General features: G+C 62.7%; 22 protein-coding genes. 8 read left to right on the forward strand and 14 right to left on the reverse strand.

The genetic code is table 11. From position 1 onward, the window contains the following. Nucleotides 1–23: 23 nt before the first annotated feature. From M1D97_RS11830 to M1D97_RS11840, 3 genes are all read right to left on the reverse strand, one after another. A complete protein-coding gene (locus M1D97_RS11830; RefSeq protein ID WP_456267925.1) occupies nt 24–1,577 on the reverse strand; it encodes a phosphoenolpyruvate carboxykinase in 1,554 nt (517 codons plus the stop codon). Between the two features lie 215 nt (nt 1,578–1,792). Further along, the gene (hslO, locus tag M1D97_RS11835; RefSeq protein WP_456267926.1) at nt 1,793–2,680 is read right to left on the reverse strand and encodes an Hsp33 family molecular chaperone HslO; all 888 of its coding nucleotides are present in this window, start codon (nt 2,678–2,680) and stop codon (nt 1,793–1,795) included. A gap of 79 nt (nt 2,681–2,759) precedes the next feature. Continuing rightward, complete coding sequence (locus M1D97_RS11840) at nt 2,760–3,152, reverse strand: RNA-binding S4 domain-containing protein (RefSeq protein WP_456267927.1); 393 nt, start codon at nt 3,150–3,152, stop codon at nt 2,760–2,762. Nucleotides 3,153–3,332: 180 nt separating this feature from the next. On the opposite strand from M1D97_RS11840, the gene nudE reads away from it, so the two are divergent. Continuing rightward, complete coding sequence (gene nudE / locus M1D97_RS11845) at nt 3,333–3,917, forward strand: ADP compounds hydrolase NudE (RefSeq protein WP_456267928.1); 585 nt, start codon at nt 3,333–3,335, stop codon at nt 3,915–3,917. Nucleotides 3,918–4,021: 104 nt separating this feature from the next. Here nudE and M1D97_RS11850 read toward each other — a convergent pair whose 3' ends face one another. Next, nucleotides 4,022–4,414 (reverse strand): hypothetical protein, encoded by a 393-nt coding sequence (locus tag M1D97_RS11850; protein WP_456267929.1) that lies wholly within the window; start codon nt 4,412–4,414, stop codon nt 4,022–4,024. Between the two features lie 358 nt (nt 4,415–4,772). On the opposite strand from M1D97_RS11850, the gene M1D97_RS11855 reads away from it, so the two are divergent. From M1D97_RS11855 to M1D97_RS11870, 4 genes are all read left to right on the forward strand, one after another. After that, entirely contained in the window at nt 4,773–5,645 is an 873-nt protein-coding gene (locus M1D97_RS11855) for a hypothetical protein (protein ID WP_456267930.1), read from the forward strand. Nucleotides 5,646–5,704: 59 nt separating this feature from the next. Beyond that, nucleotides 5,705–6,853, forward strand: a complete 1,149-nt coding sequence (locus M1D97_RS11860; protein WP_456267931.1) for a glycosyltransferase — start codon at nt 5,705–5,707, stop codon at nt 6,851–6,853. Between the two features lie 109 nt (nt 6,854–6,962). Further along, nucleotides 6,963–7,886, forward strand: coding sequence for a hypothetical protein (locus M1D97_RS11865; protein ID WP_456267932.1), 924 nt, complete (start codon nt 6,963–6,965; stop codon nt 7,884–7,886). Between the two features lie 77 nt (nt 7,887–7,963). Beyond that, entirely contained in the window at nt 7,964–9,604 is a 1,641-nt protein-coding gene (locus tag M1D97_RS11870) for a dihydroxyacetone kinase subunit DhaK (protein WP_456267933.1), read from the forward strand. 61 nt (nt 9,605–9,665) lie between these two features. Here the strand turns inward: M1D97_RS11870 and lon are convergent, their stop codons facing one another. The 9 genes from lon to nrdR form a co-directional block, all read right to left on the reverse strand. Beyond that, nucleotides 9,666–12,005, reverse strand: a complete 2,340-nt coding sequence (lon, locus tag M1D97_RS11875) for an endopeptidase La (protein ID WP_456270219.1) — start codon at nt 12,003–12,005, stop codon at nt 9,666–9,668. 273 nt (nt 12,006–12,278) lie between these two features. Then, nucleotides 12,279–13,619 carry a DUF945 family protein gene (locus tag M1D97_RS11880; protein ID WP_456267934.1) on the reverse strand — a complete coding sequence of 447 codons (1,341 nt, stop codon included), beginning with the start codon at nt 13,617–13,619 and terminating at the stop codon, nt 12,279–12,281. A gap of 99 nt (nt 13,620–13,718) precedes the next feature. Beyond that, entirely contained in the window at nt 13,719–14,192 is a 474-nt protein-coding gene (locus tag M1D97_RS11885) for a phosphatidylglycerophosphatase A family protein (protein ID WP_456267935.1), read from the reverse strand. Then, complete coding sequence (gene thiL, locus M1D97_RS11890) at nt 14,189–15,172, reverse strand: thiamine-phosphate kinase (protein ID WP_456267936.1); 984 nt, start codon at nt 15,170–15,172, stop codon at nt 14,189–14,191. The genes M1D97_RS11885 and thiL overlap by 4 nt, the downstream gene beginning before the upstream one ends. A 136-nt stretch (nt 15,173–15,308) precedes the next feature. Beyond that, nucleotides 15,309–15,815 (reverse strand): transcription antitermination factor NusB, encoded by a 507-nt coding sequence (gene nusB, locus M1D97_RS11895; RefSeq protein ID WP_456267937.1) that lies wholly within the window; start codon nt 15,813–15,815, stop codon nt 15,309–15,311. Next, nucleotides 15,812–16,327 (reverse strand): 6,7-dimethyl-8-ribityllumazine synthase, encoded by a 516-nt coding sequence (gene ribH / locus M1D97_RS11900; protein ID WP_456267938.1) that lies wholly within the window; start codon nt 16,325–16,327, stop codon nt 15,812–15,814. The genes nusB and ribH overlap by 4 nt, the downstream gene beginning before the upstream one ends. Before the next feature lie 112 nt (nt 16,328–16,439). Beyond that, entirely contained in the window at nt 16,440–17,597 is a 1,158-nt protein-coding gene (gene ribBA, locus M1D97_RS11905; protein ID WP_456270220.1) for a bifunctional 3,4-dihydroxy-2-butanone-4-phosphate synthase/GTP cyclohydrolase II, read from the reverse strand. A gap of 80 nt (nt 17,598–17,677) precedes the next feature. Next, a complete protein-coding gene (gene ribD / locus M1D97_RS11910; protein ID WP_456270221.1) occupies nt 17,678–18,841 on the reverse strand; it encodes a bifunctional diaminohydroxyphosphoribosylaminopyrimidine deaminase/5-amino-6-(5-phosphoribosylamino)uracil reductase RibD in 1,164 nt (387 codons plus the stop codon). Between the two features lie 79 nt (nt 18,842–18,920). After that, complete coding sequence (nrdR, locus tag M1D97_RS11915; protein WP_456267939.1) at nt 18,921–19,430, reverse strand: transcriptional regulator NrdR; 510 nt, start codon at nt 19,428–19,430, stop codon at nt 18,921–18,923. A 364-nt stretch (nt 19,431–19,794) separates the two neighbouring features. Between nrdR and M1D97_RS11920 the strand changes: the two genes are divergently transcribed. Then, on the forward strand, nt 19,795–20,058 hold the full coding sequence (locus tag M1D97_RS11920; protein ID WP_456267940.1) for a GlsB/YeaQ/YmgE family stress response membrane protein: 264 nt from the start codon (nt 19,795–19,797) through the stop codon (nt 20,056–20,058). A gap of 173 nt (nt 20,059–20,231) precedes the next feature. Then, nucleotides 20,232–20,480: a GlsB/YeaQ/YmgE family stress response membrane protein gene (locus M1D97_RS11925; protein WP_456267941.1), complete on the forward strand. Its 249-nt coding sequence runs from the start codon at nt 20,232–20,234 to the stop codon at nt 20,478–20,480. Nucleotides 20,481–20,571: 91 nt separating this feature from the next. On the opposite strand, the gene M1D97_RS11930 is transcribed toward M1D97_RS11925, so the two are convergent. After that, a complete protein-coding gene (locus M1D97_RS11930) occupies nt 20,572–21,585 on the reverse strand; it encodes a TerC family protein (RefSeq protein WP_456267942.1) in 1,014 nt (337 codons plus the stop codon). 344 nt (nt 21,586–21,929) lie between these two features. Between M1D97_RS11930 and M1D97_RS11935 the strand changes: the two genes are divergently transcribed. Beyond that, entirely contained in the window at nt 21,930–23,672 is a 1,743-nt protein-coding gene (locus M1D97_RS11935; protein ID WP_456267943.1) for a sugar phosphorylase, read from the forward strand. Nucleotides 23,673–23,743 lie beyond the last annotated feature (71 nt).

The following is a 23,743-nucleotide window of genomic DNA, read 5'->3' on the forward strand; positions in this document are numbered from 1 at the left end:
GCATCGACGGGACAACACCGCGGTTACGCCCCGATCAGGCTCGGCCCGGCGCGGGTGATGGCGGCATCCACGCTCTCAAAGCGACTGAAGTTGTCGATGAACTGCTGAATCAAACGACGCGCCTGTGCTTCAAAATCGGCCCCGTCCTGCCAGCACTGGCGCGGGTCCAGCAGCGCCGCCTCCACCCCCGTAACGGCCACCGGTATCGACAGATTGAGCCCGGGAATCGTCACCGTGTCGACGTCCTTCAGCTCGCCACTCTGGATGGCACTGATGATGGCCCGGGTGGTGGCAACGCTGAAACGCTTCCCGCCCTGCCCGGAGGCGCCGCCGGTCCAGCCCGTATTGACCAGATAGACCCGGGAATCGAAGGCCTCGAGGCGCTTGAGCAGAAGCTCGGCATACTCATGCGCCGGGCGCGGAAAAAACGGCGCCCCGAAGCAGGTCGAGAAGGTCGCTTCCATCGCACTATCGTCGTCGATCCCGGCCGATTTGAGCCGCGCGGTATAACCGGAGAGAAAATGATAGGCGGCCGCCTCGCGCGACAGAATCGAGACCGGCGGCAGCACACCGCTCATGTCACAGGTCAGAAAGACGATGGCCTCGGGCTCGCCGGCGCGCTGGTCTGTCACACGCCTGTCGATGTGCTCCAGTGGATAGGCGGCCCGGGTATTCTGCGTCAACGAAGCGTCGTCGTAGACGGGCGCCCGATCGTCATCGAGCACCACGTTTTCAAGCACCGCCGGAAAGCGAACGGCCCGATGGATAATGGGCTCGCTTTTGTCGCTCAGATCGATGGCCCTGGCGTAGCAGCCACCCTCGAGATTGAACACGCTCCCCTCGCCCCAGCCATGCTCGTCATCACCGATCAGATAGCGCGACGGGTCAACGGCAAGCGTGGTCTTGCCGGTACCGGACAGGCCGAAAAAGAGCGTGGTCTCGCCGTTATCGCCGGCGTTGGCGCTGCAGTGCATGGGCAGCACGTCCTTTTCCGGCAGCAGGAAATTCTGCACCGTGAACATCGCCCTTTTCATCTCGCCGGCGTAGTGCATGCCGGCGATCAGCACCCGGCGCCGCGCAAAGTTGATGATGACCGCGCCATCGGAGCCGGTCCGGTCCCGCTCGGGCTGACAGACAAACGTCGGCGCACTCAGGATCTGCCATTCACGCTTGTCGCGCGGATTGAACGGCTGTGGGCGCACAAAGAGGTGGCGGGCTACAAGACTGTGCCAGGCATACTGGGCCATGACCCGGATCGGCAGGTAGTGCTCGGGGTCTGCGCCGACGTGCAGCTCGGTCTCGAAGGACCCCCTGTCGTCGGCCAGAAACTCCTCGACCCGCTCCCAGAGAGCATCAAAGTCCTCGACGGAAAAGGGCCGATTGACGCTGCCCCAGTCGATTTCGTGGCTGGTGGAGGGCTCGTCGACAATATAGTGATCATTGGGCGAGCGGCCGGTGCGATGCCCGGTTTCCGCCACCAGCGCCCCGTTGGCCGCCAGCCTTGCCTCACCACGCGCAATGGCATGTTCCACCAGCTCGGCGGCACTGGCATTGATACGGGGGGGGCTCACGGTCATTGTCACGTCTCTGCCGGGCATGGGCTGCTCTCTCTTTCAGCGGATGGGCGCCTGGTCACTGCCTCTCGCGTCATGAGGCTGTCCCGGCGAGCGCTGCGCGAGGCAGGGCTCGCCGAATGGAAAAGCGTATTATGACCGGATCCCTTCAGGCGAAAAATGCATCACGGCAGAATGCAACGAAAGGGCACAGCGTGCCGGTCCGGGATGACCATCGATCAATGCAGCGTGGGAGAAGGGGCATCGGGTGACTCGATCAGCGCTTCGATATCGGCCGCGCTGAAGGTGTAGTCCGTATTGCAGAAATGGCAGGTCGTGTTCAGCTCGCCCTGCTCTTCCACCACCGAGCGCAGCTCGTCGGCGCCCAGCTGATGCAGCGCACTGGCAAAACGCTCCCGCGAGCAGGTGCAGCCAAAGCCGATCGGGTTCGGCTCGAACACCCGAATCTGCTCTTCATGGAACAGACGCACCAGGATATCGCGGGCCGGCAGCTCCAGTAGCTCCTCGGACTTGAGAGTGTCGGCCAGCATGTTGAGTCGCGGCCACGCGTCCGTATCCTTGAGCGCGTCATCGCCGGGCAGGGTCTGCAGCATCAGCCCGGCGGCATGGGTTTTCGAGGCGGAGAGCCACAAACGGCTGGGCAGCTGCTCGGAGCGCTCGAAATAGTTCTCGAGGCACTGCGCCAGCGTCTCTGCCTCCAGCGCCACGATGCCCTGATAGCGCTGCCCCTCGTGCGGGTCCAGCGTCATGACGATATGCCCATCCCCCATCAGCGCCTGAAGCGAGGCACCTTCTTCCGGCAACGGCTGATTATCATCAAGACGAGCAATGGCCCGCAGACGCTGGCCGCCCTCGTCATGGCCCGGGTTGGACTCTGCCATCAACAGGCTGACCGGGCCGTTTCCCTTGACCTCAAGGGTCAGTACGCCATCCAGTTTGATGGTGGCCGTCAAAAGCGCCACGGCCGCCAGCATCTCGCTGAGCTGACGGTTGACCACCTCGGGATAGCCGTGGCGGTTGATGATCTCCCGGCAGGTGTCATCGGCCTTGACCAGTTCGCCGCGAACATTGGTGTCGTCAAAGATAAAGCGTTGAATGTGATCCATGAATCGCTCGATAGGAAGAATTGGGTGCTGGGCGCGGCAGACAGGATGAGGGCGCGAGGAGCAACGCCCGGTCTACGGGTCACGAGTCGTCGTACTCGTGACGCTGAAAGTTCTGGATATCACGGCGGGCCCGGCGATCCGGGCGCCCTTTCGGGGGCTGCACACTCTTGTCCATTCGGCGGATCTCGGCTTCGCGGGTGCGCCGCTCGATACTGGCCGACGTTTCACGATAGAGCGCCCGGGCCTCGGGTGCCCCGCGACGCTTGTCGCTGACATCGACCACCTCTACCTCGATGCGGTCCCACCCTTGAGGCAACGACAGCAGCGCCCCGGACTCCACGATCTTGCTGACCTTGGTGCGCGCGCCATTGTAGTGAACCTTGCCACCGTCAATGGCCTTCTGTGCCAGCCCGCGCGTCTTGAAAAACCGGGCGGCCCAGAGCCATTTATCGAGTCGAACCTGTTCGCTCATGCCATGTCTCCACACCGTGTTCTGATGCTGATATGGGGGCGAAAGCCGTGCTCTCAAGCCCCCGTCATTGCAGCAACACACGGATGCCGCCGACACCACAATGCGATAATCTGTGCAGCACGGCATCGAGGTCGCGCCGAACCCGCCGCTTTCGTTTTTGAAGCCTCCGGAGGTAAAGACATGTCCCCAACTGGAAAGCCCGAAATCGGACGGCGGCGCAGCATCGCCCGAAGCCGGCTTTTTGCCATCGAAGCGCTGGAACTGGAATTTTCCAACGGTGAGCAGCGTACCTTCGAGCGTCTGGTCAGCAACGGGCACGGGGCCGGTGCCGTCATGGTGGTGGCCATGCCCGACCCCGATCACGTCCTGTTGATTCAGGAGTACGCGGTGGGTATCGAGGACTATGCCCTGACCCTGCCCAAGGGCGTCGTGGATCCGGGGGAGGACATCATTACAGCAGCCAATCGCGAGCTTCGTGAAGAGTGCGGCTATGGTGCCCACGTCATCGAACCGCTGACCGAACTGACGCTGGCGCCCAATTACATGACTCACCGCATTCACGTGGTCATGGCGACCCAGCTTTATGAAGAGCGTCTGCCGGGTGATGAACCCGAGCCTCTGGTGGTTGAAAAACATGCCATCGAGGACATTGGCGCCCTGTTGGCGCGGGGCGATTTTCACGAAGGGCGCGCCATTGCGGCACTGTTCATTGCCAGAGAACGGCTTCGTGAGCGACAGGAAAGGCCCGATCCCATGTTCTGGTAGCCGGCACCGACTTGTCGGTCACCGGCGACAGGGCCTGACAGCAAAGAACCCGGCAGCGCTGGCTGCCGGGTTCTTCAGGGCATTACGCTTGAGGCGTATGGGGATCAGTTACTGGACGGGCTTGCACCGTGCTCGGTCTGATCACCGGATTCCATCGGCTCGGTGGACTCCATCTGCGCGGAGTGTCCCTGCCGGCCCGTCATGGTCTCATCGGCATTCTGAGCGCCCATGGTATCCATCGAGCTGCTGCTGGATTCGCTCATGCCGTCCATGTCGTTCATCTGGGCGGAACCACCGTTGCCACCCTGGCCGGTCGGCGTGGTATCAGTGCTGGTGGCACTGTTGTCCATCGTGGTCGAGGACTCGTTGGCTGCCGCGCCGGTCATTTCCTGACCGTCACTGCCGGCACTGTTCTGTGTTGCTTCTGTCGACGCCATGGCCGACATGGCAGGGAAGACAAAGGCGGCGCAAAACATGGTGGCGATAACTTTCTTCATGAATACTTCCTCCAGGATTCTGATTCTTGCCCTGACAGCCGGGCACGAGCATGGCCTGCCATCAGGTACACACATACTTGCTGCAATAAGCATCAACTGGTATTGCAGTCTGTTCTCCGGAGCAGGAGAAGCAGTCGCGGCAGACCGAACAGGGCGCTACCGGGTAAGTACCCGTAAAGTTAGGGCACAAAATGCTTGCTGTCAAAGTTATGTACAAAACAAGGTAAAGGCTGGATAAAGAATTTCATCGCCTGTAGAACACGGCGTAGCACTTCGTAGCCCCGTTTTTTGACAACAGGGCAAGACAGGATTGATATCGTACCCTTTCAGGGTATTTTACCGCAGCGGACGGGAAAGGATGGCTTCCTACTACACCAGGCAGCAGCGCAAGTTAAAGTCATGGCTTCTTTCAAGCTATCTGCATGGCCTGAATCTTGCTCGCAGACAGCAACACGCCAGCGGTGACGGCCGTCTGATCGTGTCGTTGACGACACATCTGCCCCGGATACGCGATGTTTATCTGACCATCGAATCCATTCTCCGGCAGCAAATCAGCGGCTTTGAAGTCCATTTGTATATCTCCGAGCAGGATATGACGGCTCTCGGGAAACTGCCTGCCACGTTGCAGCGACAGGTCGAGCGCGGCGTCAGGGTCATTACTACCGCCGAGGATTATCGCTCCTATGACAAGCTCGTTCATGCCCTCAAGGCACACCCTGACGCCACCATCGTGACCGCCGATGACGATGTGATCTATCCACGCGACTGGCTCGCACGCCTGCTGGAAGGCTCAAGGCAGTATCCCGACTGTATTATCTGCCACCGTGGTCATCTTCTCAGGGAGTCCAGCCCCGGGTCGGGTCATATCTGCTATCAGGCTTCCCGTACAGGCGTCCAGGTGCCGGTCGATCGACCTCTTTTCAATCTCATGCCGACCGGCAACGGCGGTATACTCTATCCACCGGGCTCGCTGGCCCCCATGGCCGTTGACCCTGCAGCCTTTCAGACGCTGGCGCCCAATGCCGATGATATCTGGTTCAAGATGGCCTCTCTGAAGCAGGGGACGCGCTGTTTTCGTGTCAATCCCTATAATGTCAATTTTCTGCCGACCCGGGCCGCTCACCATCAGCCGTTGCACAAGGAAAACGTAAAAGGCGACGGCAATAATCAGAAATTTGATAACTGTCTGAGACACCATCCGGAGCTCATGACGAGGCTTCTGGCCTCATGAGCGGGTAACATGACGCCATCTGGTACTGACTACATTCTTGAATCCGTTGGCTCGACTCCATGACACAGCGTGTTTTACTAATCGTTCGCAAACTTAATATCGGTGGCATCCAGCGCGTCACCATCAACCTTGCCAACGTCCTCCATAGAGCCGGTCACAAGGTGCATGTACTGGTGCTCAAGGGCGGTGACGAACTGCTGCCGGACCCCGGGGTCACCCTGCATTACGTGGATTTTGACAAGGCCTTTCGCCGCACCGGTACAGGGCTTGCGTATGATCTGGTCACCCGTACCCTGCTCAAGCCGCTGCTGCCCGGTTCCGGGGTGATCTGGCGGGGCTACTACGGCGGGCGCTACCTGAGGCAGTTCGTCCAGCGGCTGGAACGCGATTACGGGCCGGTCGATCGTATCATCGCGCGCGGCCAGGGGGCCTTTGAAACGGTCTGGTCCTGGCAGGACCCACGCTTCTGGCAGGTCACCGTGTCCTGGCCGGGCGACTACGGCGGCCGGCTCAAGGGGATCTATCTGCGGCGCCTTTATGACGGCAAGCGCGTGGTCTGCAATACACCCAATGTTCGCGAACAGCTAAAGCAACAGCTCGGGCATTACGATATATCGCCCTCGCACTGGGCCACGATCGGCAACCCCTGCGATATAGAAGCCATCCGCACCATGGCCGATGAGAGCCCGGATGATCTGCCCACCCGCCCCTACGTGGTGCAGGTCTGTCGACTCTCCAGGGTCAAGCGTCAGGACTTTCTGATTCGCGCCTACCTGAAGTCGGGTATCGAGGAGGATCTGGTCATCGTGGGCGACGGCCCGATGCGGGAGAGCGTCGAGCAGCTCATCGATGAGCAGGGCGTGCGTGATCGGGTGCATGTCATCGGCAGCCGCACCAACCCCTACCCCTGGATGAAGCATGCCCGCCTTTTTGTCCTGAGCTCCATGAGCGAGGCCTTTGGCATCGTACTGGCAGAGAGCATGATCTGCGGCACGCCCTGCGTGGCCGTGGATGCCCCCGGCGGTATTCGCAATGTCCTGATCAACGATCAGCGTCGTCTGATCGTCGACAATACCATCGATGGCCTGGCCGAAGGCATTCGCGAAGGGCTCAGGCACCCACCAGTGCTGGAAAGGGATCCGGAGCTCGTCGAACGATACCGTGATACCCGCATCATGCAGCAGTTTCTCGAGCTGCCTACGACATGAAGACGAGCGCTGCGAATGACCATATCGGCACTGCCCGCTGTGGGCGAGCCTGGTAAGCTTTGCTCTCGCGATTGACAGCGCTTTTTAATATAAGCCACCGGTCTGGTTCATGTTTTCAAGGTCTTCCCAAAACGCCTCTGCCCCTTGCGATGACAAGGCGTTTACCGATCTGGGCAGCCCCGCCCTTCGCTGGTCGATTCGCCGCGTTCGCTGCCAGGAGTGGCTCAAGGCCTCGTTTCAGCAGCGCGTGGGGGTACCGCTTGAGGAGTCCTGGTTTCAGCGCTGGCTGAAAGGACAGCCCGGCGGTGCCCGTCTGGAAAAGGCGGGACTGCCCCGGCGCTCCATCGAGAAACGCCTGGGAGACCGGCTGGTCGTGCACATCAACCCCCGGGAGATGATTCGCGACATCAACTTCAAGGGCGTCGGTGGCGTGCGACCGTCAACATCGGCCTTTATCTGGGATGGCGACTGGGATGAAAGCCGCGGTGATCTGCGTCACGGCTCTCGCTACAGATTCATCACCGATCTGGACGTGCACCGTGACGATCTCACCCGGACCCGGCGCTTTCAGGAGCACGCCGCGGACCTGAAGGCAGGCACCCCGTGGGTCTCGGCGCATGAAGGCATTCTGCTCGATAGCGAAGAGAAGATTCTGACCTACCTTGGCATTTATCTGCGCTTTCTGGATGACATGGCACAACATGGCTTCGACACCAACAGGGGCAAGGATACGCTGGGCGTGGTCGTCACCCGTGACGGCCGTCTGCTCAAGGTCAACCGCGGGCTGCATCGTCTGGCCATGGCGCAGCGCCTGGGTCTACCCGCCATTCCGGTCACCGTGCGTGCCGTACATCGCCAGTGGTGGGAAAGCGTCACGGCAGGCACGACCGGACAGGCGGCGCTGGATCGGCTCGCACGGGCGCTTGAAGGCTGTCGCCCTGAAACACGCCCCGGCCGGCTCGACCCCAGAACCGACCAGGGGCCGATCGAGTGGCCGGCCCCGCGCGGACCACAGTCGATGAAAGCCTCCTGAGCCCCGAGTGACATAACGCCTTCCTGTTGCCATCCGGAACGCTCTACGCTGAAAGCGCCCTCTCAAAGGAGCCTTTTATGCACCACTTTTACAATCAGCCGGACAATCTGGTCAACGAACTGCTGGAAGGGCTGGCCATGTCAGCCGCCGTCACCCTCTCCGATCATCGCGATGCGCGCATCGTCATGCGCTCGGACTGGCACCCGGACCGCAACGGCCGCCAGCAGGTCGCCGTCATCTCGGGCGGCGGCTCGGGGCATGAGCCGGCGCACGCCGGGTTCGTGGGCAAAGGCATGCTCACGGCGGCCGTGGCCGGCGACGTTTTCGCCTCGCCGGGCGTGGAAGCCATTCTGGCCGGCATCCGCGCCTGCTGCGGTGAGGCGGGCTGTCTGTTGATCATCAAGAACTACACCGGCGACCGGCTCAATTTCGGCCTGGCCGCCGAGCGCGCCCGGGAAGAAGGTTTCCGGGTGGCAACGGTGATCGTGGCCGACGATGTGGCCCTGCCGGATGCGCCCCAGCCGCGCGGGCTGGCCGGTACCCTGCTGGTTCACAAAATGGCCGGCTACTGCGCCAGCCGCGGTGATGATCTTGAAACGGTCCATCAGGCGGCCGATGACATGGCAACGCGCGTACGCTCCATGGGCATGGCCCTTTCAAGCGCCACCCTGCCCGGCCAGGAAGCCGCCTCGCGAAAGTCACCCGAGCTGGGACTGGGCATCCACAACGAGCCCGGCGTTCGCCAGGTTACGCCTGACAGTGCCGATGACGCTGTCACACAGGTGCTCGAGGCGCTGGGTCGACCCGACGATGGCCCCTGGGTGGTGCTGCTCAATAATCTGGGCGGCTGTGCGCCGCAGGAGATGCAGATTCTCAAGCGCGCCTGTCTTGAGCAGCTCGGCCGTGACAACGTGGCGCTGATGCTGGGGCCGGCCGCGCTGATGACCTCGCTGGACATGCACGGCTTTTCCATCACGCTGGCGCCGGCGAACGAGGCCACGCTTGAGGCGCTGAACGCGCCGGTTCCCCTGCCGGCCTGGCCGACCCCGCAGGCCGTGCACGATATCGACACCTTCTCGCCGCGCTTCAGCCAGCGTCCACCAGCGGGTGAAGGTCACAAGGACGAGACGCAGGCCCGCCTGATCCAACGGCTTGCCACCACCCTGCGCGACAGTGAGAAGGCGCTGGATGAGCTCGATTCAAAAGTCGGTGATGGTGACGCCGGCGCCACCTTCGCTGCAGGCGCCCGCGCCGTTTTGAAGGCGCTGGATGAGGGGCAGCTCTCCACCGGTGACGATGCCCGTCTGGCCAGCGAACTGGGTCATCTGTTTGCCACCGCCATGGGCGGCTCCAGCGGCGTGCTGCTATCGATTCTGATGACCAGTGCCGCGCAGCAGCTGGAAAAAGACGCCGATTGGCCGAAGGCGCTGCAGGCCGGCGTCGAGCGCATGCAGCACTACGGCGGCGCGCAGCAGGGCGATCGCACCATGCTGGATGCGCTGATGCCCGCCATCGAGACGCTGGCCGACGGCAAAAATTTCGAGGCGGCAGCGCGCTCGGCACGCTCGGGCGCAGATGAAACCGCCGGTATGCGCAAGGCCGGCGCCGGGCGCGCCTCGCTGGTGCCCGAGCAGGCGCTTGACGGTGTGGTTGATCCGGGCGCCGAGGCCATGGCCCGTCTGTTTGAAGCGCTGGCCCATAACGACAGCCAGGGCTGAAACGCACCGGCGATATAAAAAAGCCGCCCGATCAGGGCGGCTTTTGCTTTCAAAGGACTCGTCAGTCAAACACGACCTTGGCCACATCCTGATAGGTGCGGGCAAAGTTCACCGTCATGCCCTCCTTGAGATAGTCCGGCAGCTCATCAAAGTCGCGCTGATTGGCCTGCGGCAGGATCAGCTCGAAAATGGCACTGCGCCGCGCGGCAATCACCTTTTCACGGATGCCGCCAACCGGCAGCACCTGCCCGGTCAGCGTGATCTCCCCGGTCATCGCCAGCGGCCGATTGATGTCCTGCCCGCGGGCCAGTGACAGCAGCGCAGTGGTCATGGTCACCCCCGCTGACGGGCCGTCCTTGGGCGTGGCGCCTTCCGGCACGTGCAGGTGGATGAAGGCCTGATCGAAGTAGCCCGGCTGCGCGCCATACTCCTGCAGATGACCCAGCACGAAGCTGTAGGCCAGGTTGGCGGACTCCTGCATGACGTCCCCCAGCTTGCCGGTCAGCTTGATGCCACGCTGCAGCCCGTGCACCCGGGTGGCCTCGATGGGCAGGGTCGCCCCGCCCATCGCCGTCCAGGCAAGGCCGGTGACCACGCCCACGCCCTTGAGCACCTTCTCCTTGCGGAAAATCGGCGCGCCCAGAAACTCTTCCAGGTTATTGACCGACACCTTGACCGTTTCCAGCTCCTCCTCGAGCAGTTTGACGGCCGCCTTGCGCACGATCCGGTGCAGCTGCTTTTCCAGCTGGCGCACGCCGGACTCCCGCGCATAGCCCTCGATGACGTGCTTGAGGGCGGCATCGGTCAGGTTGATGCGCTTTTTGGGGATGCGATCGCGTTCCAGCAGCCTCGGCCAGAGGTGATGCTTGGCGATCGCCACCTTCTCCTCGGCGATGTAGCCGGCCAGCCGGATCTGCTCCATGCGGTCAATGAGCGGCCCCGGGATCGTATCGAGCTGGTTGGCCGTACAGACGAACAGCACCTTGGAGAGGTCCATGCGCACGTCGAGGTAGTGATCAAGGAAATCGACGTTCTGCTCCGGGTCGAGCACTTCCAGCAGCGCCGAGGCCGGATCACCCTGAAAGGACTGGCCCAGCTTGTCGATCTCATCAAGCATGATAACCGGATTTTCGACATCGACCTCTTTCATGGCCTGCACCAGCTTGCCGGGCATGGCGCCGATGTAGGTCCGACGATGGCCCTTGATCTCCGCCTCGTCGCGCATGCCGCCCACCGAGAAGCGATAGAATTTGCGCCCCAGTGCTTCGGCAATCGAGCGGCCGACCGAGGTCTTGCCCACCCCGGGCGGGCCGACCAGCAAAAGGATCGAGCCGCCGACATCCCCCTTGAAGGCGCCTTCGGCGAGAAACTCGATGATGCGATTCTTGACGTCCTGCAGACCATCGTGATCGCGATCCAGCACGTGGCGCGCATGGGGCAGGTCGAGCTGATCCTCGGAGGTGATGCCCCAGGGCAGTGCCGTTAGCCAGTCGAGATAGTTGCGCGTGGTGCCGTATTCAGGCGAGCCGGTCTCCAGCACGGACAGCTTGCCCAGCTCGTCATCGATGCGGGCCTGAACATGCTCCGGCACGACCTTGCCTTCCAGACGCTCGCGGAAGGTATCCACGTCGTTTTCCCGGTCATCCTTGGAGATGCCCAGCTCCTTCTGGATGACCTTGAGCTGCTCGCGCAGGAAGAACTCGCGCTGGCGCTCCTGCATCTGCGCGTTGACCTGCTCGGAGATTTCGCTTTGCAGCTGGGCAACCTCGATCTCCTTGCGCAAAAGCGGCAGCACCACCTGCATGCGCTCCAGCACCGGCAGGGTCTCCAGCACCGACTGAAGCTCGGGGCCGCGCGCCGAGGTGATGGCGGCGGCAAAGTCGGTCAGCGGCCCGGGCTCGTTGGGGCTGAAGCGGTTGAGATAGTGCTTGAGCTCCTCCCCGTAGAGCGGGTTGATGGGCAAGAGCTCCTTGATGCCATTGATGATGGCCATCGCATAGGCGCGGGTTTCGTCGTTTTCCTTCTCGACCGGCTCTTTCGGGTAGTGGACCTCGACCAGATAGGGCGGCTCCTGGGAGAGCCAGCGGGTAATCTTGAAACGACGCAGCCCCTGAGCGATGAACTGCAGCTGCTCGTCGTTGTTTTCCGCGCGATGCACGCGCACGGCGGTGCCATGGACCGGAAATGTCTCCGGCGACGGGTCCGAACCGGTATCGCCGATAAAGGCCAGCCCCACGATGTGATGCGACGTGTTACCGACCTGCTCGAGCGTATCGCTCCAGCGCTTGCGGTTGAGCACCAGCGGCTGAACCTGGGCCGGAAAAAAGGGGCGATTGTGCACCGGCAGCAGATAGAGCCGCTCGGGCAGATACTCGCTGGCCGGTACCACGGCCTGCGTCATGGCACTGGCGTTGTCATCACCGGCTTCGATGGTGTAGTCGGACTGATCTTCTTCACTCATGGGCTATCCTGCTCTCGCGTAGCAAAACCGTTCACCGGGTATGATGCCCGGACGGCACCACATGTCCGGCGTCACCTGTTGTTTCTGGCAATGCGGGCACCAGACAGCGTTATCAAGTCCGGCTGCGCGCTCGAATCAGCGACGGATCAAAATGACAGCGGCTGCCAGTGGCAGCCGCACGATACTTCCCGGGGAACCCGTCTTCTTCAAAGCCTAGTTCAATAGAAACCAGGGCTCATCATTGATCAAAAAGACGCCCTTGCGAATGGCCAGCTCCAGCGTACCCTGCTCGGGTGCCTGGCCGGCCACCAGCGCCAGAAGCGGCGGCGCATTGTGCAGCGTGAACTGTCCATCCAGCCGGCGCTTGAAGGCCGCCCGGCCCCAGGACGTCTTCAGCCGTTCGATGCGACTCGAGGCAATATCGGTGCCATCGAGTGTCAGCTCGCCCTCCAGATGCATCTGCTGATCCAGCATCGGACTGTCCAGCCGCAGCTGGTGGATTACCAGCCGGGGAGAGTCGCTCAGCACGGCAAAAAGGTCCTGCTGCCAGGACGCCATCAGCGCGGCGGGATCGTGCACGCTGGTATCACTGTCCCCGTCGTCCACGCTTTGAGGCGCGCCCTGCCCGGGCGCCGGACGCTCACGCGCGGTCTTCCAGCGCCGTTTGATATCGCGCGCGATGGTCTGCAGCAGGGCACGGGCGGCAGGTTCGTTGATCCGCCTGATGGCGGCATCAAGCGAGGCACTGCCCAGCTGCTGTTCGGAGAACGCGGTATTGCCCAGCCGTGCCGTCAAAAGATAGCTGAGCTCCTGCTGATCATGATGGGTACTGCCCTCGACATGCAGATCGCTCAGCGTCAGGGGCAGCCCACCCTGTCGCTGCAGCCGGGCAGCGCTGATATCCACGGTATCGAGTCGGCCGGGGCTGTCGCTGTCGGATACCGATGCATCATCCCGCGCCGGGAAGCGCATCGACCAGTGCGTCTCGCCCAGGCGCACATGACGCAGGGGGCTTTGCCGCGCCAGCGCCGACCACTGCCCTTCAAGGTGCAGCCCACGATCATCGTCGGTAACCCTTAAACCGGCATCGGACAGGAAAAAGCTCGAGTCCTGTTTTTGATAGTGCACGTGCGCTGGCAGCCGGGCGTTGAGCGTCAGACCGTGCTGCAGATGCCTGATGCGGGCATCGAAACTGACCTGATCACCGTCGGACAGCTCATCGGCCAGCAATGCTCTGCCCTCCCGGGTTTCGAGATCGCCCTGCCCTGAAAAGCGGGTGCTCAGAACACCATAATTGACGCGCCAGTCGATGACGGCAGCGGGCGCGGGCGCATCACTGTCGGCCATGATGACCCGGAGCGTTCCGCGAGAGGAAAAAAAACCGTCATTTTCGATGGCATTGATGGCGCGGACCCCTGACAGCGCACCGATGTCGGCGACCCGTTCGGCCATGCGGGAGCGCACCTCATGACGGCTCCAGGCCAGCGCTCCCAGCCAGAGCACCAGTGCCAGTACCCCAAGGGCCATCAGCGATATTGCGACCTTTCTTTTCATCGACGCCCCCGGAGATGAACGCGGCAGGGGGCCGGCCCCGCATGAGTACGGCCGATACGAAAGGCCCCTGCCGTCGTCATACTTGTGATGCACAGGGTATTAATGTAGCCAAAGCCACACGTGCATCACACTCCAGGCATAGATACCGGCCAGTACGTCATCGGCCATGATGCCGAAACCGCCTGCCACGCGGCGGTCCACCGTGCGCACCGGCCAGGGCTTGATGACATCGAAGACCCGGAAGAGGACAAAGCCCCACAGGGCCGACTGCCAGGAAAACGGCACGGCGGCCATGGTCAGCCAGTAACCGACAAATTCGTCCCAGACGATGCCCGAGTGATCATGTACTCCCAGATCCTTCGAGGTGCGATCACACAGATAGATGCCGATGATGGTGGCCACACCCAGCACCGCCAGGTAGATGCCCAGCGGCAGCGTCGACATCAGCCAGTAGAAGGGAATGGCCGCCAGGGTACCGAAGGTACCCGGGGCAAAGGGCGCGGCGCCGCTGCCAAGCCCGAAGGCCAGAAAATGAACCGGGCGGCGCCAGACGCTGGCAGGTGCACGGTTCATGGCGTGGCTCCCGTCTCGGGATCTTCGGCGTGCCGATCCTGTGCATGGAAGTGCTGCCAGCCCTGCCCCGTGGAGGTAATGCCGGCAATGCCGCGTTCGCTCGTGACCCGGCCGATGACGTGCAACGCACCGCCCTGTGCCTCGAGCGCCTCACGCACTGCCGCTTCCTGCGCCGGGGCCAGTGCCAGCAAAAGCTCATAGTCATCGCCGCCGTTGAGCGCGGCCTCAAGCGCCTCGTGCGCTCCCAGCGATTCGACCAGCGCCTGATCCAGCGGAATGGCACCCGCCTCCAGATACGCTCCCACGCCCGAGCGCGCGCAAAGATGCCCCAGATCGGCCAGCAGGCCATCGGAAATATCGAGCCCGGCCGACACCAGCCGGCGAATCCGCATGGCTTCGCTGACCCGCGGCGCGGGACGGAGATAGGCGGCCAGCAGCGGCTGGCACTCGTCCCGCTGCCCCTCGAACCAGGCGCGCAGACCGCCATGGGCGCTGCCCAGCGTGCCGGTCACGGCCAGAAGATCGCCGGGGCGGGCCCCGTGACGGGTGATGGCACCGCCCTCGGGCACATCACCGTGGACGGTAATGGTGATGGAAAGCTCCCGGCCGCGGGTGATATCGCCCCCGACCAGGGCAATGTCATGCTCGCGCGCCAGATCATAGAGTCCGCGCGCGAAGTCCTCCAGCCACTGCTCATCGACTTCGGGCAGCGTCAGCGCCAGCACAAACCAGCGCGGTCTGGCGCCCATGGCCGCCAGATCGCTTAGATTGACCGCCAGCGCCCGGTGGCCGATCGCCTCGGCGGAGGCATCGCGCGGAAAATGCACATCAGCCAGCGACGTATCCACACTGACCGCCAGCCGGTGACCGGTGGCAGGCGCCAGCAGTGCGCAGTCGTCACCCTGCCCCAGCACGACACCGGCACGGGCCTGGTGCGGCGACACATGATCCGAGCTGCGGACGTGCTCGACATCCTGCATGAAATAACGCCTGATGAGTTCAAACTCACCAGGAGCCGCTGCATCGCTCATCGCCCGGACATCTCCCTGACAGGTGAAGGAAAGCACTGATCAGTGGTGGTCCTCATGCACAGGCCATGTTTCGAATGGACCATGATCAGTCACGGCGCTTTCGCGCCCGGACCTCGACCGCACGCAGCTTTCCGGCCAGTCGATCAAGAATGGAATTGATGTATCTGTGCCCTTCGGTCGCCCCGAAGGCGCGAGCCAGCTCAATGCCTTCGTTGATCACCGAGATATAGGGCACCTCCGGACGGTGCGCCAGCTCATAGGCGCCGAGTCGCAGAATGGAGAGCTCGATGCGATCGAGCTCATCGAGTTTGCGATCCAGCGCCGGGGCGATCAGCTCATCCATCTCGCCGCAGTGTCCGGCCACACCGTGGAGCAGCTGGTGAAACAGCCCCAGATCGGCGATTTTCATGACCTGAACCCAGTTTTCATGCGGCTCCAGATCATCATCGGCGGTCTGGGCGCGAAACTCGGTTTCCAGTCGGGTAATCGACGTGCCCGTCATTTCCCATTGATACAGCGCCTGTACCGTCAGCTCGCGTGCTGCCCTTCGGGCCTGCTGCTGCTTTGAAGGCGCACGTTTGGGCTGGGTCATGCCGCACCACCCTGGTCGGCATCGTCTCCCGCGCTGCTGCCCCCCATCTGACGCAGCAAGGAGACCATTTCCATGGCTGCCATGGCCGCTTCAAAGCCCTTGTTGCCGGCCTTGGTACCGGCCCGCTCGATGGCCTGTTCGATCGAGTTGACCGTCAGTACGCCGTTGGCGATGGGCGTATCAAAATCCAGCTGCAGGCGGTTGAGCGCCGCGTTGCACTGCCCTGCCACATGCTCGAAGTGCGGTGTGCCGCCGCGAATGACCGCGCCCAGTGCAATGACGGCGTCCGGGTGGAGACGATTCATGGCCTGCTTGACGGCCAGCGGCAGCTCCCACGCGCCGGGCACATGGAGGATGTCGATATTGGCATCGTCAACGCCGTGACGCACCAGCGCATCCACGGCGCCCTCGACCAGCGAGTCGACCACGTGATGATTGAAGCGCCCGACCACGATGACGTAGCGGCCATCGATCTCGTTGAAATGCCCTTCCAGTTGTGCAATCGGTTGCATGTCATGAAATCCTGTTGTCTCTGATAAAACGCATCAGCGTGTCATGTCGGGCCCTCGAGCCCGTAGCGTTACAGGCCCGTCAAGGGCCTGTCGTTACTGTTGGTGGCTATTGTCACTGCCGCGCCGTGCGGCTGTCATCAACGCTGCTGATCTGTTCGATGACTTCAAGACCAAAGCCCGCCAGCGCCGAAAAGCGCCAGGGAGAGCTCAAAAGCCGCATCCGACCGACCCCGAGGCTGCGCAGAATCTGCGCCCCGGTGCCGATACTCAGATAGTTGCCCGCCCCGTCGGTCTGCGGGTCCCGGGCACTCGGGCGCCGCGCCAGAAAGAGATCCAGCTGATCACGAAAATCCGTCATGCCGCGCTGGTCGGCCAGCAGCACCAGTACGCCGGTCTCGCTGGCCGCGATCTCTTCCAGCGCATCGCGCGATGACCAGCTCTGCTGGCCGTCACGACGCAACCCCAGCAGATCGCGCAGGGCGTCGGCCACGTGAACGCGCACGGTCGTGGCCCGGTCGCTTTCGGGCGAGCCCTTGACCAGCGCCAGGTGATGCGAGCCCTGAATCCGGTCGCGAAAGCAGTGCAGCTGGAAGGGACCGGCATCCGTTTCCACCGGATGAGACTCGACGTGCTCGACGGTCTGCTCGTTGTGGATGCGGTAGTGAATCAGATCGGAGATGGTGCCGATTCTGATATCGTGGCTGGCCGCAAAGCGCTCGAGCTCCGGGCGCCGCGCCATGGTGCCATCCTCGTTCATGATCTCGCAGATCACCCCGGTCGGCTCGAAGCCGGCCATGGCCGCCAGATCACAGGCCGCCTCGGTATGCCCGGCGCGGCGCAGCACGCCGCCGGCTTCCGACATCAGCGGAAAGATATGCCCGGGCTGGACGACATCGCCGGGCCCGGCATCGCGGGCGGCAGCAGCGCGCACCGTGCGCGCCCGGTCGGCGGCCGAAATACCGGTGCTGACGCCGGTGGCAGCCTCAATGGAGACCGTGAAGCGGGTGCCAAAACCCGCCCCGTTGTCGTTGACCATCAGCGACAGGCCGAGCTGCTCACAGCGCTCGCGCAGCATGGGCTGACAGATCAGGCCGCAGGCGTAGCGCGCCATGAAATTGATATGCGAGGCCTCCACGCACTCGGCGGCCATGATCAGGTCGCCTTCGTTTTCGCGGTCCTCGTCATCCATGAGAATGACCATCTTCCCCTGACGAATATCTTCAATCAGCGCTTCTACGGAAGCGATGTTGCCCGTTGACTGAGTCATGATGCTTGCCGGCCAGGCCGCTCCTTTCAATGCAGGGTAGCTGGGATGAATACTTGCAGTCGCTGGCAGCGAACCTGCACGCGTCAGGATGTTTCGTGATCATTGACGGGGCGCGCGATGATACGCCAGTCGGGACCGAAAGCGCGAACATCGACAATGGAAAGCTGTCGCCGCTGAGACAGCTTCTCAAGCCCCGGCAGGGTCAAGAGCCCGCGCGCCTCATCGCCCATCAGAATCGGCGCCATGTAGATGACCAGCTCATTGACCAGCCCCGCATCCAGCAGGGCCCCGCTGAGGCGCGAGCCGCTCTCGAGCAGCACCTCGTTACACTGCTCGACATCGGCCAGATAGTGCAGCAGGGCTTCCAGATCGACCTGGCCGGCGGCGCTTGCGGCCAGCGTCACCACCTCGGCGCCTGCCGCCACCAGCGTCTCCCGGCGACGAAAATGGTCACGATTGTCCAGCGCCCCGGGCCCGGTCGGCGAGACCGTGGCAACCAGCGTGTGGCCCGGCTCCGTCAAACAGCGCGCCGTGGGCGGCAGCGACAGCGTTGAATCGACGATGACCCGCAGCGGCTGACGCACGCCCCGTTCATGCGATACCTGAACGGCCTGGTTGTCCGGCCGGCTGCCGAGCTGTTCGGCACGCACGGTCAGGCGGCTGTCGTCGCGAATGACCGAGGCCACGCCGCTGAGAATGGCGCTCGAGCGCGCACGAAGATGCTGCACATCGCGGCGCGAGCGCTCACCGGTAATCCATTTCGATTCGCCACTGGCCATGGCCGTACGGCCGTCCAGACTCATGGCCATCTTGAGCCGGACGTGCGGCAGGGAGCGCGCCATGCGGGAGATAAATCCCACGTTGAGCTCGCGTGCGTCCTCTTCCAGCATGCCGACCCGGGTGCCCACGCCTGCCGCTTCAAGCATGGCAATACCGCGGCCGGAGACCTGCGGATTGGGGTCGAGCATGGCCGCCACCACCGTATGCACGCCCGCCTCGGCCAGCGCCTTGGCGCAGGGGCCGGTGCGGCCGTAGTGCGAGCAGGGCTCCAGCGTGACATAGGCCGTGGCCCCACGCGCTGCCTCGCCGGCGGCCCGCAGGGCGTGAATTTCGGCATGCGGCTCGCCGGTCAGTTCGTGCCAGCCCTCTCCCACGATCTGACTACCGCGTACCAGCACACAGCCCACGCGCGGATTGGGATCGGTCGTATAAAGACCGCGACGCGCCAGATGCAACGCGCGAGCCATGTAGTCCTCGGGTTGCCGTGTCACGTCCGACCTTCCCTCTATGCTGCCAAAGGGTACGACCGCACTGTCTGCGGTGTCCTCAATGCTCATGAGACTCCTGATCCCTGTCCGTGGCGTCACTTGCCGGTGACGGCGCAGACTCACTGGACAGGCGTTCGATTTCGGCGCGAAACTCGTCGATGTCCTGAAAGCGCCGATAGACTGAAGCAAAGCGGATATAGGCGATCTGGTCCAGCGCCCTGAGCTGGCCCATTACCTCCTCACCGATGGCCAGCGCATTGACTTCGCGCTCGCCGCGGGCACGAAGGCGCTGTCGGATACGCTCGATGGCCGCCTCGATGTGCTCACTGGAGACCGGGCGCTTTTCCAGCGCCCGCAGCATGCCGGCACGCAGCTTGGCCGGCTCGAAGCTCTCCCGCGACCCATCGGCCTTGACGACCCGTGGCATGACCAGCTCGGCGGCCTCATGCGTCGTGAAGCGCTCGCCACAGGCCAGGCACTGGCGACGCCGACGGACCTGATCCCCATCGGCCACCAGCCGGGAATCAGTGACTCGCGTATCCTGCGCACCGCAAAAGGGGCAATGCATGACTGTTCTCTGTCCCGTCGATGAAAGGTCCGATATCCGGTGCCCGGGCATCCCCGTTTGCCCGCAGGGCATTGAACCCCCTGCATGGGCAGCGGTTTTGCGCCTGCATGACATGATCCGTGCGACAGGGATCTGTTGCGACATGTCGACGCATACACAAGCCCGATATTGTAACGTTTTACCCCGGGTTCGGAAACGCACGCCCCTGCCCGGGGCGCGAACGAGCATGATTGTTCACAAAAGGGACGCTCTGAACGCCTCCCTGTTCGACGCGACGGGAACGCCGTGACAGTGGCCGCACAGTTGAGCGCCCCTGCCTGCGGCGCTATCTTGAATCGGGCACGCCTACCGACAGAGAGCGCACATGAACATTATCTCCTGGATTTTCGCAAGCATCGCTGTGGGCATGCTGGTCAATCTGATCATCCCGCGGCGTCTGAGCGTCGGTTTTCTCGGCACGGCCGGCATGGCCGTCCTCGGCGGCGTCGTGATGGCCTTCACGGTCACGATCTTCGGGTTTGCCGCCGAGCTCGAATTCGATGTTCGAAGCCTTGTGGCCGCGGTGGTCGGAGCGCTGGGGGCCATCGCTGTCATGACGCTCTGGATGCTGCGCTACAGCAAGCGCTAGTTCGCGATAATACTTTGCAATCAGTGACATGCTGCAATACAGCCTGCTTGCCAGTTTCGGATGCCCCATCTAGTCTTGAGGGCGGCCAGGGACCGTGCGGAAAGGCAACGCCACTCTGAGGCCCGTAACCGCTTGAAAATGCAGGACCCGACAACAGCAAGGAGCAGCTGATCATGGGTATTATCGCGTGGATCATCTTTGGCCTGATCGCAGGCGCCATCGCCAAACTTCTGATGCCCGGCAAGGATCCCGGCGGCATTATCGTCACCATCATCATCGGTATCCTGGGTGCCGTGGTCGGCGGCTGGATCGGTACTGCCCTGGGCTTTGGCAGCGTCGACGGGTTCAACATCGGCAGTTTTGCCGTGGCCGTCATTGGCGCCTTGGTGCTGCTGTTTCTCTACCGCGTGGTCAAGAAATAACAGCTGCTGCAGCCCGCCGAATCAAAAACGTCGCCCCGCTGTTTGCGGGGCGACGTTTTTTTATCATGACTGCCCGGCGCGCTTGGGACGCCTATTCGGCCGTATCAATGGTTCGATCAAGGCGCCGGTCGTGACGGCTTTTCAAAAGACTGGCCACGGTCGTCACCACCAGGATGCCGACAATGACCGACAGCGACAAAACGGTCGAAATGTGCGGCACCCATTCCAGCGGCTGCCCATCGTTGATAAAGGGCAGCGTGTTTTCGACCATCGCATGCATGACCAGCTTCACGCCGATGAACCCCAGAATCAGCGACAGCCCGAAGCCCAGATACACCAGCCGGTCCAGCAGCCCCCCGAGCAGGAAATAGAGCTGCAAAAGCCCCAGCAGCGCGAAGGCGTTGGCGGTGAAGACGATGTAGGGCTCCTGCGTCAGACCGTAAATGGCCGGAATGGAGTCCAGGGCGAACAGAAGATCGGTCACCCCCAGGGTCAGCACGACCAGAAACAGCGGCGTCAGCACGCGCTTGCCGTTTTCCTTTGCCAGCAGACGCTGCTCGTGGAATTTTTCGGTGATCGGCAGGTGGCGCTGGGCAAATTTCACCAGCGCATTGGGCTCGAAATCATCAGCCCCGTCACTTTTGTGCTGCGCGCTCTCGATGGCCAGCTTGAAGGCGGTATAGAGCAGAAACAGCCCGAAGATGTAGAAGACCCAGCTGAAGCGGTTGATGGCCGCCGCGCCCACGGCGATGAAGATACCGCGCATGATCAGCGCCATGATGATGCCGATCAAAAGCGCCTTTTGCTGGTAGATTCTGGGCACCGCAAATTTGGCCATGATGATGGCAAAGACAAAGAGGTTATCGACCGACAGGCTCTTTTCGGTGATAAAGCCGGCAAAGTACTCCACGCCGCGGTCATGGCCCCACACCATCCAGAGCCCGGCGCCGAAGATGGCGGCCAGGCTGATGTAGAAGACAGACCAGAGCGCGGATTCACGCAGGGTCGGCGCATGCGGCTTGCGCACGTGCGAGAAAAAATCGAAGACAAAAACGGCTGCGAAGCCCGCAATGGTGACTTCCCAGATCCAGGCTGGAACGTTCATGCACAGTTCTCCGGCAAAGACGATTTACCGGAGGTCTCTTCCGCCCGGCGCCGGCCACATCCTTCATGGCACACCACAGGACCAGCGGCACCGGGCGACTGCCTGATGGCCACAGTCAACCGTGATGACGACACCGCTGTAGAAAAAACGCAGGCCTGATAGCAGGCACCGCGCCCCGCAGGGAATACTCCCCTCCTTCAACAGCGGCAAGTGTCAGTCAGGTTTTATATCGGCGCAAGCTGATAATTAAGTCTTAATCTTTTTTCAGACCCGATACAGTTTGAATTCCCGCGCATCACCGGCTTTGATGAAGCAATGACAACAAGACAAACCGGAGTCCTGCCATGTCCGCCGCCCCCCTGGTTACCGTCCTCTCCCGCGATGAATTTCACACTCGTGCCCGTGCCGAGCTGGCCCTGGTCTATGGCCAGCAGGCCCCCGACATCCTGCAGCGCCTGGAGGTGCTGATTGACCAGCACCAGACCGGCATCGCCTGCGAGCCGCGGCCGCTGTGGAGCGAGCAGACCCAGATGATGATCACCTACGCCGACAGCATCATCGACGATGAGGACAGCATCCCCCTCGAGGTGCTCGATCGTTTCATGCGCGAGCATCTTGAGGATACCTTCAGTGCCGTCCACATCCTGCCCTTTTTCACCTGGAGCAGCGATGACGGCTTTTCGGTCATCCACTATCGAAAGGTCAGCCCTGCTGTGGGTGACTGGCCGCAGGTCCGCCGCCTGGCCGGGCGTTTCAACCTGATGTTTGATCTGGTCATCAACCACGTCTCGCGGGAATCGCTGTGGTTCATCGACTACCTCGCCGATACCCCGCCCGGGCGTGACTACTTCATCGAACTGCCCGAGGAGACCGACGTAACCAGCGTCACCCGTCCGCGCAACACAAGACTGCTGGCGCCGGTGTCGACGCGGCGTGGCATGCGCCATGTCTGGGCGACCTTCTCCGAGGATCAGATCGATCTCAACTTTGCCAACCCCGACGTTCTCATCGAGATGGTCGGTGTTTTGCTGTACTACCTGGACCAGGGCGCGCGTCTGATCCGACTCGATGCCATTGCCTATCTGTGGAAGGAACTGGGCACAAGCTGCATTCATCTGCCCCAGACTCATGCCATCGTACGGCTGCTGCGCGCCATCATGGAACGCGTCGCCCCCGGTGCACTGCTGCTGACCGAGACCAACGTGCCGCATCAGGAAAATCTGAGCTACTTCGGCGAGGGCGATGAGGCGCACATCATCTATCAGTTCACCCTGCCGCCGCTGTTGCTGCACACCCTGACCACCGGCGATGCCGGCGCCCTGACCGAGTGGGCCGCCACCCTGCCGCCACTGCCGAGCGGCTGCACCTATCTCAACTTCACCGCCAGCCATGACGGCGTCGGCGTCCGGGCGCTCGAGGGCCTGCTGCCGCAACACGACATCGATACCCTGCTGGCGCTGATGCAGCACTTTGGCGGTTTCATCAGCATGAAGACCGGCCCGGACGGCCGGGACTCGCCCTACGAGATCAACATCACCTACTTTGACGCCCTCAAGGGCACGCGACGCGGTGCCGATGCGTGGCAGATTGCCCGCTTTATCTGCTCCCAGACCATCATGCTGGGTCTGCAGGGCATTCCGGCAGTGTATGTCCACAGCCTGCTGGCCACGCTCAACGACCACGAAGGCGTGACCCGCACCGGTCGGCTGCGCGCCATCAACCGCAAGCACTGGCAGCGCGAGGCGCTGGAGCCGCTGCTGGAGGCCTACAGCACGCCGACGCATATCGTGTTCGAGGCGCTGACGAAGCGCTTGAAGACCCGTCGTCAGGAGCCCTGCTTTCACCCCGATGCGCCACAGAAGATCATCGATCTGGGCCCGCATTTTTTTGCCTTCCTGCGCGGTCCGCTGCCCGATGGCCGACGGCTGCTGGCCGTCCACAACGTCACCGACCGCTCCCATCCCCTGAATCTGCCCGAGGCGTATGCCGGACACCGCTGGCGCGACCTGCTCGGGCGCATCGACCCCGGAAGCGACCGACCGGTGCTCAAGCCCTACCGCAGCTGCTGGCTCGTCACCGAGGACTAGTTCTAAAGTGGGGCTGCAACTACCGCTTCACCGGTCTGCAACAACCACCGCTCAGGATGCAGGGTGCCCGG

The organism is Kushneria sp. AK178 (assembly GCF_053903105.1).